Annotated in this window: 12 protein-coding genes; 3 read left to right on the forward strand and 9 right to left on the reverse strand. The window is 41.9% G+C overall.

The window, feature by feature from the left end:
• Window positions 1-5: 5 nt before the first annotated feature.
• Window positions 6-1,253, reverse strand: coding sequence for an ABC transporter permease (locus E2P86_RS12665; RefSeq protein ID WP_085471963.1), 1,248 nt, complete (start codon window positions 1,251-1,253; stop codon window positions 6-8).
• 256 nt (window positions 1,254-1,509) lie between these two features.
• On the opposite strand from E2P86_RS12665, the gene queA reads away from it, so the two are divergent.
• Window positions 1,510-2,559: a tRNA preQ1(34) S-adenosylmethionine ribosyltransferase-isomerase QueA gene (gene queA / locus E2P86_RS12670; RefSeq protein ID WP_085471297.1), complete on the forward strand. Its 1,050-nt coding sequence runs from the start codon at window positions 1,510-1,512 to the stop codon at window positions 2,557-2,559.
• A gap of 432 nt (window positions 2,560-2,991) precedes the next feature.
• Here queA and rpmA read toward each other — a convergent pair whose 3' ends face one another.
• The 7 genes from rpmA to proS form a co-directional block, all read right to left on the reverse strand.
• Entirely contained in the window at window positions 2,992-3,255 is a 264-nt protein-coding gene (gene rpmA / locus E2P86_RS12675; protein ID WP_085471295.1) for a 50S ribosomal protein L27, read from the reverse strand.
• Window positions 3,256-3,301: 46 nt separating this feature from the next.
• Window positions 3,302-3,613, reverse strand: coding sequence for a 50S ribosomal protein L21 (rplU, locus tag E2P86_RS12680; protein WP_085471294.1), 312 nt, complete (start codon window positions 3,611-3,613; stop codon window positions 3,302-3,304).
• A gap of 86 nt (window positions 3,614-3,699) precedes the next feature.
• Window positions 3,700-5,610 (reverse strand): amidophosphoribosyltransferase, encoded by a 1,911-nt coding sequence (locus tag E2P86_RS12685; RefSeq protein ID WP_085471293.1) that lies wholly within the window; start codon window positions 5,608-5,610, stop codon window positions 3,700-3,702.
• A 94-nt stretch (window positions 5,611-5,704) separates the two neighbouring features.
• Window positions 5,705-6,760, reverse strand: coding sequence for a fatty acid desaturase family protein (locus tag E2P86_RS12690; RefSeq protein WP_134433419.1), 1,056 nt, complete (start codon window positions 6,758-6,760; stop codon window positions 5,705-5,707).
• A 23-nt stretch (window positions 6,761-6,783) separates the two neighbouring features.
• Window positions 6,784-7,929 (reverse strand): cystathionine gamma-synthase, encoded by a 1,146-nt coding sequence (locus E2P86_RS12695; protein ID WP_134433420.1) that lies wholly within the window; start codon window positions 7,927-7,929, stop codon window positions 6,784-6,786.
• Between the two features lie 26 nt (window positions 7,930-7,955).
• The gene (locus E2P86_RS12700) at window positions 7,956-8,732 is read right to left on the reverse strand and encodes an NAD-dependent epimerase/dehydratase family protein (protein WP_134433421.1); all 777 of its coding nucleotides are present in this window, start codon (window positions 8,730-8,732) and stop codon (window positions 7,956-7,958) included.
• 160 nt (window positions 8,733-8,892) lie between these two features.
• Entirely contained in the window at window positions 8,893-10,365 is a 1,473-nt protein-coding gene (proS, locus tag E2P86_RS12705) for a proline--tRNA ligase (RefSeq protein WP_085471289.1), read from the reverse strand.
• Between the two features lie 174 nt (window positions 10,366-10,539).
• Here proS and E2P86_RS12710 point away from each other — a divergent pair, with 174 nt between their 5' ends.
• Both E2P86_RS12710 and E2P86_RS12715 read left to right on the forward strand, forming a co-directional pair.
• Complete coding sequence (locus tag E2P86_RS12710) at window positions 10,540-11,697, forward strand: hypothetical protein (RefSeq protein ID WP_240775505.1); 1,158 nt, start codon at window positions 10,540-10,542, stop codon at window positions 11,695-11,697.
• A 75-nt stretch (window positions 11,698-11,772) separates the two neighbouring features.
• Entirely contained in the window at window positions 11,773-13,326 is a 1,554-nt protein-coding gene (locus tag E2P86_RS12715; protein WP_134433423.1) for an OmpP1/FadL family transporter, read from the forward strand.
• A gap of 150 nt (window positions 13,327-13,476) precedes the next feature.
• Here the strand turns inward: E2P86_RS12715 and E2P86_RS12720 are convergent, their stop codons facing one another.
• Window positions 13,477-16,872, reverse strand: a complete 3,396-nt coding sequence (locus E2P86_RS12720) for a DUF1080 domain-containing protein (RefSeq protein ID WP_134433424.1) — start codon at window positions 16,870-16,872, stop codon at window positions 13,477-13,479.
• Between the last annotated feature and the right edge of the window lie 5 nt (window positions 16,873-16,877).

Below are 16,877 nucleotides of genomic sequence, written 5' to 3' on the forward strand. Positions count from 1 at the left end.
ACAAACTACTTACTTCGAATCGCTTCGACAGGGTCTAACTTCGCAGCATTGATCGCAGGTACGATTCCAGCGATAAGTCCAATAATAGTCGATAGCAAGGAGGTAATTACAACCATCTTCAAGCTAACGACAACCGTAAAGTCAAACAAAAGCTTGGCGAGTGCAGCTAAGCCATAGACGAAGCCCAACCCTATTGCTCCACCAATCAAGCAAAGCAAGATACTTTCAATCAGGAATTGGGAAAGTATAAAGAAATTCTTCGCCCCAAGTGCCTTCTGGATACCTATTAAATTTGTTCGTTCTTTTACACTCACAAACATAATATTAGCGATTCCAAATCCCCCCACCAAAATAGAGAACACACCAATACAAAAACCCGCTAGATTAATAATCACGAACATTTGATCCAACTGTGCAGTAATAAGCGTGGTTTTATTAACCGAAAAATCATCTTCGCGCTGTGGCGCCAACCGATGCGTAGATCGCATAATACCGATCAACTCACTTTCTGCTTCTTCCAGGCTGAATTGAGGCTTCACCTCGATTGCAATACTGGGTGAATAGTTTTCATAATTTACAATATTACGTCCCAACGCAAAGGGAATATACATGGCGTCGTCATTAGACACATTAATCAACATGCCTGAGCCCTCCTTCTTAAGCACGCCTACCACTTGAAGCTTCCGTCCTCTCGCCGTCACATAGCGACCAATAGCGCTTCCATGTGGAAAAAGGCCTTCCGCCACCGTGGCCCCAAGCACCGTAACACTGGTACCAGCACGCGACTCCTGCTCTGTAAAATAACGCCCTTCTACAATATCCAGTTTCCGAACATCATAGATATTATGTGTTCCCGCAGCAATACTGACATTCGAGGCCGAGTTATTTTGATACTTTATGGTACTCCCTCCAATGTAAATGGAGTACGCGACATCACTTGCCGTGGTCATACGATCTCTAACAGATTCGTAATCTTTATACTTAGGTTCCGGTCTATTTACATATTTCCACCAGGGGAAGTCAGGTCCTCCATCCCAGGGCCATTTCTCTACGTATAGCGTGCGGCTACCAATTTTACGTACCGATTCTTCCAAATTATTACGAAGGGTGTCCACGGCAGAAAAAACACCGATAATCGTCATAATACCAATCGTAACACCTAATAGTGACAACAAGGTACGCGTACGATTATCCTTCAACGCAGACAACGCAAATAAAAAACTCTCCTTTAATAATCGAAAGACTAATAGCATATTTCGTATAAACATAATTAAATTACTGTTTATTTACAAAACATTTCCACGTCTTTTCAGACGTAAAAAAAACGAACCTTCGGCATCCATCAAGGTAAAGGTGTAGACGAGGCCTCGAATTCCGCAAACACACTAATAATCCAGTGAAAATACGACTTTTATGTTTTATTTTCGTATCTTTGTAAGCCTTTTTGAAACCTTTAATCAGGCTGATTGTTAAGGTTTCAATACATTAAACATATCGATATAATAAGAGATGAAATTATCACAGTTTAAATTCAACTTACCTGAGTCTTTGTTAGCATCAGAACCTTCGGAGCAACGTGATGAGGCACGCCTAATGGTTTTGCACCGCGATTCAGGAAAAATAGAACATAAAATATTCAAGGACGTACTCGATTACTTTGATGATCAAGATGTCATGATTTTGAACAACACCAAAGTTTTCCCTGCACGTATGTATGGTAACAAAGAGAAAACCGGTGCTACAATTGAGGTGTTCCTATTAAGAGAATTAAACAAAGAATTGCGTCTTTGGGACGTTCTTGTTGATCCGGCACGTAAAATCCGCGTAGGTAATAAGTTATATTTTGGTGACGACGATTTATTGGTCGCTGAAGTGGTAGACAATACAACATCACGCGGACGTACTATTCGCTTTTTATTCGATGGTACAGACGAAGAATTCCGTCGTAACATTGAAATCTTAGGCGAAACACCTCTTCCTAAATACATCAAACGTAAGGCTACACCTGAAGATAAATTCCGTTACCAAACAATCTACGCTAAGAACGAAGGAGCTGTTGCTGCACCTACGGCAGGTCTTCACTTCTCTCGCGAGTTAATGAAGCGTTTAGAGTTAAAAGGAATCAACTTCGCAGAGGTAACTTTACACGTTGGATTGGGTACTTTCCGTACCGTTGAAGTGGAAGACTTGACGAAACACAAGATGGACTCTGAACAGTTTATCATTACCGATGAAGCAGCAAAAATCGTTAACAAAGGTATTGACAGCAAACGTCGTGTTTGTGCCGTAGGTACAACCTCTATGCGTGCTATTGAATCAGCAGTATCCGCAGACAGACATTTAAAAGCTTCGAGCGACTGGACAAGTAAGTTTATCTATCCGCCATACGATTTCAGTATCGCGAATTCAATGATCACCAACTTCCATACGCCAGAATCAACCTTATTGGTCATGATTGCGGCTTTCGCTGGATACGAAAACACCATGAATGCATACGAAGTGGCTGTAAAAGAAAAATACAGATTCTACTCATACGGAGATGCGATGTTAATCATCTAACATTTCTACCCCTATAAAAAAAAGCGTTCTGTCTAAGGCAGAACGCTTTTTTTTATATCTTTTTTTCGATTGACTGTATTTTCTTAAAAATATCTTTATATTTACGTAACACGTATAACCCTAAAGATGAGCACAATTGGAAAAATAGTCATGGCAGCAGGCATTGTATTGTACTTTACCTGGTTGTCACAATTCAATCAAATAGCCCAACCCGGCTATACTGATTTGGGAAAAATATGCCTTTATAGTACCCTACCGGTATTTCTTACGGGTCTTTTAATTTACTTTAAAGGAAAAGTAAGGAGTAAAGAAGTAAAAGGGTAAGTCAAAAGTAAAGAAGTAAACACCATCATAACTTCTTAACCCTATAACATAAAAAAGACCGTTGATTGTTCAACGGTCTTTTTTATGTTATGGAAAACCTACGTAAAATTAGTTCTGCTCAGCAGGAACTACAGATACATAAGATTTGTTGTTAGCTTTCTTACGGAAAACTACAGTACCATCAACCAATGCATATAATGTGTGGTCTTTACCAACACCTACGTTTGCATCTGGGTTGTGCACGGTACCACGCTGACGAACGATGATGTTTCCAGCAATAGCTTGCTGACCACCGAAAATCTTGATACCTAATCTCTTACTATGTGACTCACGGCCGTTCTTGGAACTACCCGCACCTTTTTTGTGTGCCATTTCTTTATCTTAATTTATGACTTAAAAAGTCAGATTAAAAATTCAATTATAAACTGATACCAGTGATCTGGATTTTCGTGAACTGTTGACGGTGTCCGTTTTTCTTTTTGTAACCTTTACGGCGTTTTTTCTTGAAAACGATCACTTTATCACCTTTCAAATGAGACAAAATCTTAGCTGAAACTTTAGCACCTGCGATACTTGGCGTACCTACAGAAAATTTACCACCGTCCTCGGCTAACAATACATTGTCAAATTCAATACTAGCGCCTTCGTCTCCTTGCAAACGGTGCACAAAAAGAAACTGGTCTTTAGCAACCTTGAATTGCTGTCCTGCTATATTTACTATTGCGTACATTGTTATAAAATAAAATTGTTAATATTTTAATGAGCTGCAAAGATATCTATTTTGATCAATAAAACCAAAATAGTTTCTTTGTTTTTTTATGAACTAAAGTATGCTCTAACGTTCTTTCCTTCTACCCAGTTCATAAATGCTTTGTTCACGACTCTATTTCCACCAGGAGTTGGATAATCTCCAGAGAAATACCAATCTCCTTTATGGTTAGGACAAGCTTTATGCAAGTTATCCAAAGTTTGGTAAATCACTTCAAATTCTGCCTCCAAGTTATGCGGACGAACGATATTCGCAATCTCTTCCGAAATCTCTTCATCTGTGAATGGCTCGTAAATAGCTTTGACGTAATTTTCGATCTCCTCGATCGGTTGTGTCATAGCGACTACACACTTCTGGTATACCTCGTCAATGATGTGCGCTAAACCATTACGTTTTAACAAGTTGATCGCAGCCTCAAAAGCAACAAACTCTCCCATCCGTGACATATCGATACCATAACAATCTGGGTAACGAATCTGCGGTGCGGAAGAAACAATAACAATCTTTTTCGGATGCAATCGATCCAAGATTGTTAAAATACTCTGTTTCAATGTTGTTCCACGAACAATAGAGTCGTCAATAGCAACAATAGTATCTTCATGATTACGCACAATACCATACGTCGTATCGTAAACATGTTGCACCATATCTGTACGATCAGCATCCTGGGTAATAAAGGTACGCAGCTTTGCATCCTTTACATTCAGCTTTTCAAAACGTGGTGTGATACTGATTACATCCTCTAACTCCTCATCCGATATCTTATCGGAACGATTTAATAACGCTTCTTTCTGGAAGTTCCGCACATAACTATTAATCCCTTCCATCATCCCGTAATAAGAAACTTCGGCGGTATTTGGAATAAACGAGAATACGGTATTTTTAATATCGCTGTTAACCGACTTCAATACCTGAGGGCACAACAATCGGCCTAACTCTTTACGTTCTTTATAAATATCAGCGTCTGAACCTCTAGAGAAATAGATACGTTCAAAAGAACATGATTTCTGCTCGACTGGCTGACGGAACATCTCTTCCGTTACCGTACCATCTTTCTTCGCAATAAGCGCATGCCCCGGTTTAATTTCCTTAACCGCCTGCAAAGGAATGTTAAATGCAGTTTGAATAACCGGACGCTCCGATGCTACCACAAGAACTTCATCATCCTGGTAATAGAATGCCGGACGGATTCCTGCAGGGTCACGCATAACAAAAGCATCCCCATGACCAAATATACCAGCAATGGTATAACCACCGTCCCACGTTTTAGCAGAACGCGTTAATATCTTCGTTACGTCAATGTTTTTTGCAATCAGTGCACTGATCTCAACATTGGAGTAATTTTCCTTTTTAAACTTGTCAAACAACTCTTGATTTTCATCATCCAAGAAGTGCCCAATTTTTTCTAAAACCGTAACGGTATCGGCTTGCTCTTTCGGGTGCTGACCTAGTTCATACAGTTGTTGCAACAACTCGTCAACGTTCGTCATATTAAAATTCCCTGCAACAACCAAGTTACGGCTCATCCAGTTGTTCTGGCGTAAAAATGGGTGACAGCTTTCAATGCTATTCTTTCCATGGGTACCATAGCGCAAATGCCCTAACAACACCTCTCCTGTAAAGCTAACATGATCTTTCAACCACTGCGTATCTTTAGATTCTGCGGGATAAGCCTTCCCTACTGCAGCAAACTTCTTCTGCACATATTCAAAAATATCTGCCACCGCAGAAGAGCCCATCGCTCGGTATCGTGAAATATAGCGGTTTCCAGGCTTCACATCGAACTTAATCGTTGCAATACCAGCACCATCTTGGCCTCGGTTATGTTGCTTCTCCATAAGAAGATACAACTTGTTGATTCCATAGTAGGGCGTGCCATACTTTTCCTGATAATAAGATAGGGGTTTTAGAAGTCGAATAAGTGCAATGCCGCACTCATGTTTTATAGCGTCACTCATAGCTTGAATTGATGGTGCAAAGTTAAAAAAAATATTTAAAAACAAGTGCAACTAAAAGATGAAGGGAGCTTGCTGTGGCAAACTCCCTTCATCTTTACTTTGACATGGCATGAATAACCTGCACATGTGATAAAAAAGCAGATCTAAAGCTCTTAAATTCAATATAGTTTATATTGAATTCTTGACAGGTCTGCCTAACAATTTTGTTTAGTGCAGGATAATGCACATGACTGATTTTAGGGAAAAGATGATGTTCAATTTGAAAATTCAAACCACCTAATAACCAAGTTAACACTTTATTCTCTGTTGAGAAGTTGGCTGTTGACTTCAGCTGGTGGATCATCCATTCATTTTCAACGCGATCCGTATCGACCACCTTAAACTCTGTTTCTTCTACAACATGAGCCAACTGAAAAATCACAGCTAAAAATAAACCGCACACGACGCCCGAGATCAACAATCCAATCAACGTAGGTAGCCACCCAACATAAATTACCGGAAAAATAATAAATATGGAATGATGTATAACTTTCGTCATCCAAAAAATAACCTTCTCTTTTAATGGAAAATGAAACGTTTCAATACCTGCAACCTGTTTAAAATACTTTTCGTAATCCTGGTAGTATATCCATGTCAGATACGAGATACTATACAGCAATGGAAAATAGTACTTCTGAAAACGATGATACTTTTTCGCCTTTTGATCACTGTGCAAACGCATAAACTTCACCTTGATATCATGATCCTCTCCCTCGATATTGGTATAGGTATGGTGCGCAATATTATGCTTTAACTTCCAGAAATATATATTTCCTCCCAAAAGGTTAAGGCTATAAGAAAGGACCGTATTCAGTTTTTTATTGCTTGAAAAAGAATTGTGCCCTGCATCGTGCATGATATTAAAACCAATAGCAGCGAAATTAATTCCAAAAACAACACACAAAAGGACACTGATCATCCAGTGTGGCTGCACAAAAACCAGAATTCCGTAAATCAGAAAAAACACCGTCAGCAGGATTGCCGCTTTGGTAAAAATCCGCTTATCGCCGGTTTTATCTTTTAATGTACTTTTAAAATAGGCATTTGCTTTTTCCTTTAACGCTTTTGAAAATACGGTATTAACGTTATTAAACTTTATTGTAGGATTCATTTAATTGAACTGATCTTAAACACTTAACCCAATACCTGTTGTAAATCAGCAATTAGATCGTCTGCATCTTCGATCCCCACAGACAAACGCAATAGATTATCCACGACCCCTACTTTTTCACGTGCTTCTTTTGGAATAGAACCATGTGTCATCGTTGCGGGATGGTTAACCAATGACTCTACACCTCCCAAAGACTCTGCTAGCGTAAACACCTTAAAGCGTGATGCTATACGAAATGTCTCTTGTAGATCGGCGTCTTTCAGTACAATGGATATCATACCCCCAAAATCACGCATTTGCTTCTTCGCAATTTCATGTCCGGGGTGATCGGTGAAACCTGGCCAGTATATCGTTTCGACCTTAGGATGATCTTTTAGAAATTCAGCAACCCGACGGCCGTTTTCGCAATGTGCTCTCATGCGCACATGCAAAGTCTTTATACCGCGTAAAGCCAAGAATGCATCCTGTGGACCTGGTGTGCCCCCCACTGCATTATAATAAAACCACAACTGCTTGTACAACTCTTCGTCGTTAAGCACCAAAGCACCCATCACGACATCAGAGTGTCCATTCAAGTACTTGGTTGCTGAATGCATCACGATATCTGCTCCTAGATCCAATGGGTTTTGTAAATACGGTGAAGCAAAAGTATTGTCCACCACATAAAGCACCTTATGCGCCTTAGCCACCTTGCCTATCGCTTCAATATCAGCCAGCTTCAGTGTTGGGTTTGTAGGTGTCTCCACCCATATAAGTTTCGTCTTCTCCGTTATGGCTTCTTCGACTGCCGATACATCAGACGTGTTGACAAACTTAAACGTAATACCATACGGTTCGTATACCTTTGTGAAGATACGATACGAGCCACCATAAAGATCATCTCCTGTCACCACTTCATCCCCCGGTTTCAATACGCGTAATACCGTGTCTGTTGCTGCCATGCCGCTAGAAAAAGCTAGTCCGAAACGACCATTTTCTAAAGCAGCCAAACAGTCCTCCAATGCTTTACGCGTTGGGTTTGTACCGCGTGAATACTCATATCCTTTATGTTCTCCTGGAGAAGCTTGTTTATAAGTCGAGGTTTGATATATTGGAGTCATTACCGCTCCTGTTGTCGGATCAGCCTCCTGTCCGGCATGAATAGCTTTAGTTGCAAATTTATAGGCCATAAAACAATGTATAAAAATCAAATATATTAAAAATCTAACGGTGACTTATATATAAACGTATATTTCAATTCAGAAATAATACGTTCACCTGACACAACTTTCTGAAAACTCGCTTCATCAGTAAAAGACGAGGGTAACGAAAAACCGTACCGTCGTGCCGACTTCAGAATCACCTCTTTTTTTAGCGGGTGTTCGGGCGCGGTGATATTATAGACCGAATATTGGAGTTGTGCCTGAAAACCAAGCTGCAAGAGGGCTAAGACATCTTCCTGATGTACGAAATTGGCCGGCTGTCCACCCGTAACACAAACACGGTTTTGAAAATATTTAGCAAAAATACGCTCCTGACCAAAAAGTCCCCCCAAACGATACACAGTGGTACGCGGACAGACCTGCATCCGTTGTTCTGCATAACGGAGATTGCTTGTTTCATCCACTGCGGATTCCTCTGTATACAGGCCGCTTTCATCGGGGTACACGCCCACAGAGCTCAAGAAAATCTGTTGTTTATATGTTACTTTTTCCAGGACGCGAACGACCTGGTTAAAACGATGCGATAGAACTTCCTGCCCCAGTTGCTTGGTCGCTGGAATGCTATTTAATATATAGTCGACCTGTTCAGGAAAAACTGAGATGTCGATGCTCGTGTCAAAATCCACACACAAGACCGTAAAACCTGCTGCAATAAATCGCTCCTGCTTAGCCGGATTTGTAGTCGTCACGATAACCGTATGACCACAGGCTTTCACCGCGTGAGCGAACGCCTCTCCTACCCAACCGCAACCTAATATAAGGAATGTCATTTTTTAATAGTGTCTAGATAGTAGTTGGTAGATAGTAGTTGGTAGATAGTAGTTGGTAGATAGTAGTTGGTCGAGCCACAACATCTTGCGGCTCGACCAACATTTACTTTGTAATCAATACTTTGCTCCGGCTACAAACCACGAGCTACCCACTCCCCTACTAATATGCTTTCGCAAATAAAACTCTCTTCGTCGAAGGCTTACCCGTGAAAATACATACACCAGCCTCTTCTTTTGCATCCAAAGGAATACAACGAATTGTTGCTTTGGTCTCTTCTTTCACCCGCTTCTCTGTTTCTACCGTTCCGTCCCAGTGGCATGAAATGAAACCACCTTTACCTTCAAGCACTTCTTTAAACTCATCATACGAATTCACTTCGGTAATATGCGCATCGCGATAGTCTAATGCTTTCTGATAAATATTCTCTTGAATAACGTCCAGCAAATTCTCAATACGAACAGCCAATCCTTCTTGTGACACCGTCTCTTTCGATTGGATATCACGACGTGCCAGCTCTACGGTTCCATTCTGTAAATCACGCGCCCCTACTGTTACGCGCAATGGCACCCCTTTAAGCTCCCATTCTGCAAACTTAAAGCCCGGGCGCTGCGTATCACGATCATCGTATTTTACAGAAATACCTTTTGCTTTTAATTCGGCTCGCAGGCTATCTACAAAACCATCTACCGCTGCCTTTTCTTCCTCGGTTCTATAAATAGGTACAATAACAACCTGGATCGGTGCCAACTTTGGTGGAATCACCAAACCTTGATCGTCCGAATGTGCCATTACCAAAGCGCCCATCAAACGTGTCGATACACCCCATGATGTCGCCCATACATATTCCTGCTTTCCTTCCTTGGATGTGAACTTCACATCAAAAGCCTTGGCAAAATTTTGTCCCAGGAAATGAGAAGTTCCTGCTTGTAGTGCTTTACCATCTTGCATCAATGCTTCAATCGTATAAGTATCTACCGCTCCTGCGAAGCGCTCATTCTCTGTCTTCCGTCCACGCACAACAGGTACGCCCATTACTTTTTCAGCGAAATCAGCATACACGCCTTGCATTTTTTCTGCTTCCTCGATCGCCTCCTGTTCCGTTGCGTGTGCGGTATGTCCTTCTTGCCACAAAAACTCAGCGGTACGCAAAAATAAACGTGTACGCATCTCCCAACGCACCACATTCGCCCACTGGTTCACCAAGATTGGAAGATCCCGGTAGGATTCGATCCAACCGCGGTATGTATTCCATATAATAGTCTCCGAAGTCGGACGAACAATCAGCTCTTCCTCTAACTTGGCTTCTTCATCAACAACGATGTTACCGTTACCATCATTCTTCAATCGGTAATGGGTAACTACGGCACACTCGGTCGCAAAACCTTCAACATGTGAAGCTTCTTTCGAGAAAAAAGATTTGGGGATAAATAAGGGGAAGTACGCGTTGCTATGTCCTGTCTCTTTAAACTCTTTATCAAGGATCGCTTGCATGCGCTCCCAAATAGCATAGCCATAGGGTTTAATGACCATACATCCTCTTACAGCAGAATACTCCGCTAAATCAGCCTTAATTACGAGGTCATTGTACCATTGTGAATAATCTTCACTACGACTTGTGATTCCTTTTCCCATTATTTACCTTATTTTTTACTGTAACAATCTGTAATATTATCGTCTTAATCAGAAAAACTTTAGCCTCAACTAAAGTTTTATATATATTTTTGAGATAGCATTAAACCACTTCAGAAAATACGGGTCTAAGATAGTAATAAAGACTTACATTATCGAAGTTTAACTGTATTGGAAATGATGAAAACAAATAGATTATTATTCGGAAGTTTGACACTAGCAGCGGTTTTTGTCCTGTCATCGTGTTCAACAAGTAAGCAGGTTGCTTACAAAGACGACGTTTATAATAATCAATCCAAAACTCCTAAAGATTACCAGAGTCCGGATTATTATTATACAAACGGACAACCAGAGCAGTATTCACAAAATGAGTATTATGCCGACGAGTACGCCGATGAGGATTACATAGAAGGATATGAATATGATACCGATTTGGAGTATGCCAATCGTATCAACAGATTCCACTATGCTACACCAGGTATGGGTTACTATGATCCATGGTTTGACCCTTGGTATGGCTATTCCGGTTTCGGACTTGGCTTTGGATGGAACAACTGGGGATGGAACTCTGGTTGGTCAATCGGCATGGGCTGGGGAATGGGCGGCCGTTGGGGCTGGGGTTCTCCATACTATAATGGCTGGGGATACGGTGGTGGTTTTGGCTGGGGCTACGGCGGAGGCTGGGGCGGCTGGGGCTACAACTCTTGGGGACATCCATATTATGGATATAACAACTATTACGGAAACTATTACGGTGGTAACCGCTACAGTATAAGACCGGCAAACTCTTCTGTTCGCTCGGGCTCAAGAGATCGTTATAACTCTAGAGTTGGTACAACAACACGCACAGGAACATCAAGCCGTACCGGTGTTAGCCGTGATGCAAATGGTAGAATCGTTACCGGTAGCCGTGTCGGAACAAGAGAAGGAACCGTGTCAAGAAATGGATCAGGTACACGTGTAGGTGATCGCTCAACAACAGGCAGCCGCACGAGAGAATCCGGAACAATATCGAGAAATGGTTCAAGAACACCTGTAGGAACAAGACAAACCTCTGGTTCACGTGTAGGTGGTTCGACAAGAGAAGGTAGCGGTGTGGGAACAAGTAGACAAACAACACGCCCTACATCAACCGCTCCATCGCGTAGCACAACAAGAAGCTCGGGATCAGAAACCCGCTCTAGTCAGCCTTCTTCAACAAGAAGTTCTGGATCATCGTACACACCATCACGTAGCTCTGGCAGCTCGATGTCTAGCGGTGGCGGTGCGTCAAGAAGCTCTGGATCAAGCAGCTCTTCTGGCAGCTCTAGATCAGGTGGCGGTAGAACTCGTTAAGAAAATATACCTTAAATAGCCAATATCTACGGATATTGGCTATTCTATATCTCCTATTACATTTCACAACATATTATGAAGTTAAAAAATATACTTTTTACGTCTTTATTGGTATCCGGTCTAATGTATTCTGCGCAGGCGCAGTTTGTGGGTGATGCCATTATCTTCGGCCAAGAAAACAATGGCGGAACAGCGCGTTTCAAGGGTTTAGGAAATGCAAAGACAGCTCTTGGTGGAGATATTAGCTCCATAACAGGCAACCCAGCAGGATTAGGCTTTTTTAAGCAGTCTGATATTTCGGTTTCCGTAAACTACAATAATGCAAACAACAAGGGTACCTATTTTGGACAAAATACATCCAAAAATAAGGGGCGCTTTGGGATCGACCATGCCGGGGTAGTTTTTCACTTCCCAACGAATGAGGGGTACCACGGATGGCAAAATTTCAACGTAGGTATTAGCTACGAGAACACGAATACGTTTACCAATAATGTACGTTATGAAGGAACAAACCCGGATAACTCGTTGGTAAACCGCTATAGCGATATGGCAAGCACAAGCACCAATACAAATTGGATCGATCAGATGTATAAGTCGATCTTAATCGAAGAACATAGCGACCCGACCAAAGGTTATTTCCCTGTTGTTGGAGAGCGCGCAAATAAAACACAAATTGCGGATGTCTTAGATAAAGGTTACAACTCGAGAACGGCTTTAGCTTTTGGCGCAAACTACAATAATGTATTTTACATTGGTGCCAATTTGGGATTCACATCATTCCGCTACGATCACTCCTCCCAATTTTCAGAAGGTGGATGGACCAAAAACAGAGCGCAAATCCTAGCAAACAACCCAAATTCAGAAATTGCAGACCCAACGAGTCCCCTATTTGATTTCGTTGAGGCAAACTATGAATTGTTGGATGATTATTACCAACGCACAGAAGGTTCAGGGGTTGATTTCAAAATCGGCGCGATCTATAAACCTGCGGTCGATTGGAATATCGGAGCAACCATCTCCTCACCTACTTGGTATACGATAGATGATTATACAGATAGCTATATTAAAGTAGATTATTACGACAATGAAACTGCATCTTCGGCATTTAGCACGAAAGAAGTACTTTCTGATCCAACCGAAGATTCATATAATTTGATTACTCCATGGAAATTCAGCGTGGGTCTTTCGAAATTCTTCAGCCGTGGTTTACTGTCTGCCGATGTAGAGTATGTAGACTACAGTACCATGAAACTGAGAACTATTGGTGGCGGTAATCCTTCTCGCGAAAGAGAATGGGACGCCGATATGAAAGCAGCTTACCAATCAGCAGTAAATGTACGTGTCGGTGGTGAGGTCTTATTTACCAATGCCCTAAGTGGACGTGCTGGTTTCAATTATTTCGGTAACCCCTATAAAGGAGCAGATAACAAACAATACAGCGGTAGCTTAGGCTTAGGGGCTAAAATTACGCAGTCTCTATACCTAGACTTAGCGGTTGTACATTTAGTAAACGACTATAAAGTAACACCCTACGAAGTCGATGAAACATTCTGGAATACTAAAAACCCAGTGGCTGACATCAAGCATCAACGTACGAACGTCGTGCTGACTTTAGGGGCTAAGTTTTAGTAGTTGGTAGATTGTAGTTTGGTGGTTGGTAGTTGGCAGATAGTAGATAGTAGATAGTAGATAGTGAACTATGTCCTATGAACAAAAAAACCACAAACCATGAACTAAAAAAAAGCTCTCGAGGATCTCGAGAGCTTTTTTTTATCTAGCTTATAAGCTTTTCACGCGGATATTTCGGAAAAACACTTCAGAACCATGACCCAAGAAGCCAATGTGTCCCGACTTATTTGCCAATCCAGGGTGTTGCTTATTATCTAAAGTGCCATTCTTTTTGGCTTGCGAGAAATCACCGTCCAAAATAACAACACCGTTTAGCGTCACCTTAATCTTATCACCTTGCACACGAATTTCCTCTGTATTCCATTCGCCGATAGGCTTCATACCGATACGTTTTGCAGGTAAAATACCGTATGCAGAACCGTGGTATTGATACTCTTTCAGGTTTTTGTAGATATCAGCATCATTATCCAAAATCTGGATTTCTGTACCAACATAGGCGGCATCCCCTTCCAACGGTGTACGAATACCGACCCCATTGTTTGCGCCCGGCGTGAGCTTAAACTCAAAGCGGTACACAAAGTCTGCATACTCCTTCTTCGTGTATAAATTCTTGCCGAATTTAGCGTTTGGATTAGCCCGAACATACCCCTCCGGTGTTAGTTCATAAGCAGGAGTTTCCGTCCATTTATCAAGGTTGGTACCATCAAACAACATTTCGAAACCTTCATTACGTTCCGCATCGCTTAATGTATAAACCTCTTTTCTAGCCAACTCTTTGATAAAGATATCACGGTACCATACCTGCGAACCATGTGCCTGAAGCTCAATCTGCTCCACCGGGAAGATCGACTGATTTCGATCCCAGTAATTCTCCAAAGTCACATTATCGACAACCAACTCACCGTTCAACCATACCCATACCTTCTCACCCACCATACGGATTTTCAAGGTATTCCATTCGCCCAAAGCATTATCAGCTACTTTCAATGGATCTTTTGGATTTTTCTGGTTATTGTATAAACCACCAGAACCAACCTGAGCACCTACATTCGTACGAGAGATATCCCACATTTGAACTTGAGGTGTTCCCCGTAAATAAACGCCGGCATCAGGCTCTTTACCATTTGGATCTAACTTCCAGTCTACCAACATCTCAAAATCACCGTATTGCTTTACTGTCGCTATATTATCACCGTGTCCGCTAAATACAAGTTCACCATTGCTAGCACGCCAGTTTTCGCGCATCTTTTGATCCGCAATAGCTTGCTTGTCTGCCAGCTCTTTTGCTGTCATCTTCGCCCGCTTGATTGGATTTTCCACCAAGCCTTTCCATCCCGTAAGATCCTTACCGTTGAAAATCGAAACATAACCCGCTCCTTGTGGCATTTCTGCTAAATGGCGGACAATAGCTTCCCTTAAATACGAGCTTTCACTTCCCGAAAGATTCGCATTTGCACGCTCCAAGATATTGCGCACATCAGGCCCAACGAAAGACTTATCATCCATCGCAATATTCATCGCCGTATTTGTGGCGGCACCTTTAAGCTCTGCGTCATCTAAAAATTGTGCCGCAAATATCATCGCTTGGTACGTACCTGTCGCTTGCAAGCTCCCCAAAGCACTACGCTTTTGGTTTACATTTTGTGCCAGATGAAATGCATCTTTCAACAACAATGTCTTTTGCGTCGGCGTATCGTTACTTGCATTGATCTTGCTGATCAACCCTTTGAAGATCGTATCAAAATTTTGCGGATCTTTTTCTGTTCTGGACAACGCGATCAAGGTAGACAACACCTCTGGATTCGACCAATTTGACAAAGCAGAAATAGCCTGATTCTTAAGACCTTCGTTATTCAGGTAATTCTTCACCGCCGTTAGTGATTCCGCACCACCTACACCAGCAAACACAGGAAAATATTTACCTACGCTAGGCGCTGCCGAACGAGAGATATTAGCCGCCAAGCGCTTGATTTTAGCATCTTTATCAGCACTCGCATTCAATGCAATAACCATTGCGCTCTGTAAATATTTAGCATCCGCTTCTGGGGCATTAGGTACCAACGCAGCAATAGCTTCAAAGTCATCTGCGTTCACAACATTCGGCAATGCTTTTAATGCTGCCGTTTTAATCGTATTATCTGTCGCGCTCAACAAAGGTAAAACTGCTTTTGCCGAATTAGCATTTGTACGTTTTGCTAAGACATTTAACAAAGTCAATTGCGTTTTTGCATCAGCACCTGGTAAAGCTTGATTGATCTCCTCTACGGTGTTTGCTCCCTTCGAAGACAACAACAACGATTCAATCGCCTTTGCCGTTAACTCATCAGCACCCGCAATTTGCTTGATCAAACTTTTAGCGTTTGTACCTTGTGAGAGACTTGACAACGTATTCAAGGCAGCAATTTTTGCCTGCGTACCTTTAATCTTACCTAGCCCCTTTTCAATACCAGAAATATCGCCCGCAACACCTTTCTGTGCAATAAAGTTCAAAATCCCTTCTTGTACATCCGGTGCAGAAGAACCTATTAAAGCAATAAGTTTTTTAGTATCTGCCGCTGTACCATATTTACCCAACAGTTCTAAGGCTGTCGTTCTGTACAATGCATTACTACTTGTTGCCGCCTTCATCAGCTGCTTACGTGTCGCATTCGGGTTAATCTTCGTCAACAACTGCAAAGCGCCCGCTTGTAACGTAGCCGATCCTGCTTTCTCCGCTTCCGCAGATATGGTATTTGCGACCGAAACTGCAAGAGCCTGTTGACCATTACCAACTAGGTTGTTCGCATAGTCCAGCGTTAACCCACCAATATTCGTTTTATCGAATTGGTAATTAACCGACTTCAACTTTGCCAACAACACAGGAGCCGATTTTGCACCTGCAATCTTACTTAAAGCCGTATAGGCATTACGCTGGTAGTTTTCAGATGTGTACTTAGCCAATGTCGCAATAATTGCTTCCTCATCGGACTTCGATTTTAAGTCCCCTAAGGCCGCAACAATAGCTGTTGTGGTTTTTTCTGAAGTAGAACCTGCCAACGCCTTTGACAAAGCCGCCGCCGATTGCTCGGTACGAATACCATTTAGCGCAAGAGCCGCTTTATCAACCAGATACTCATCCTGTAGGTAAGGAACGATAGCTTCTATCGCCTCGTTCTTAGACGCTTGTTTCATAAGCGCCAAAACAAAGCCTTTATTATCTTTATCGGTAAGGTTATTTAGCGCTTTTACTAATCCTTGAGAAAATACGGTACGTTTCGCATCCATTCCCGGTTGCATCACGTAAAAAGAATACGAATTTGCTGCATACTCGATGCCCGCATTATTTCCACCTTGCGGCTTCAATCCAAGCAAAAGATTGGTAATATCGTCGGCTGTAAAATTTTCCAACTCCCGCATGGCCGATAAGAATTTCGTCTGTTCTTCGGCCGGTTGTTGGGCCAAAACGTCCGCAATCTTTGTTGCTGATGTTCTGTTTGCAGGTTGTTGGGCATACGCCGCAACCTGTATTATCAATAAGGCTGATAAGGTATTAAATACTTTTTTCATTTCGT

Source organism: Sphingobacterium psychroaquaticum (genome assembly GCF_004421025.1).
Taxonomy (GTDB): domain Bacteria; phylum Bacteroidota; class Bacteroidia; order Sphingobacteriales; family Sphingobacteriaceae; genus Sphingobacterium; species Sphingobacterium psychroaquaticum.

Coding starts and splice junctions, on each gene's coding strand:
- E2P86_RS12665 (WP_085471963.1), bottom strand. CDS start 1,253: ATGCTATTAGTCTTTCGATTATTAAAGGAGAGTTTTTTATTTGCGTTG.
- queA (WP_085471297.1), top strand. CDS start 1,510: ATGAAATTATCACAGTTTAAATTCAACTTACCTGAGTCTTTGTTAGCA.
- rpmA (WP_085471295.1), bottom strand. CDS start 3,255: ATGGCACACAAAAAAGGTGCGGGTAGTTCCAAGAACGGCCGTGAGTCA.
- rplU (WP_085471294.1), bottom strand. CDS start 3,613: ATGTACGCAATAGTAAATATAGCAGGACAGCAATTCAAGGTTGCTAAA.
- E2P86_RS12685 (WP_085471293.1), bottom strand. CDS start 5,610: ATGAGTGACGCTATAAAACATGAGTGCGGCATTGCACTTATTCGACTT.
- E2P86_RS12690 (WP_134433419.1), bottom strand. CDS start 6,760: ATGAATCCTACAATAAAGTTTAATAACGTTAATACCGTATTTTCAAAA.
- E2P86_RS12695 (WP_134433420.1), bottom strand. CDS start 7,929: ATGGCCTATAAATTTGCAACTAAAGCTATTCATGCCGGACAGGAGGCT.
- E2P86_RS12700 (WP_134433421.1), bottom strand. CDS start 8,732: ATGACATTCCTTATATTAGGTTGCGGTTGGGTAGGAGAGGCGTTCGCT.
- proS (WP_085471289.1), bottom strand. CDS start 10,365: ATGGGAAAAGGAATCACAAGTCGTAGTGAAGATTATTCACAATGGTAC.
- E2P86_RS12710 (WP_240775505.1), top strand. CDS start 10,540: ATGATGAAAACAAATAGATTATTATTCGGAAGTTTGACACTAGCAGCG.
- E2P86_RS12715 (WP_134433423.1), top strand. CDS start 11,773: ATGAAGTTAAAAAATATACTTTTTACGTCTTTATTGGTATCCGGTCTA.
- E2P86_RS12720 (WP_134433424.1), bottom strand. CDS start 16,872: ATGAAAAAAGTATTTAATACCTTATCAGCCTTATTGATAATACAGGTT.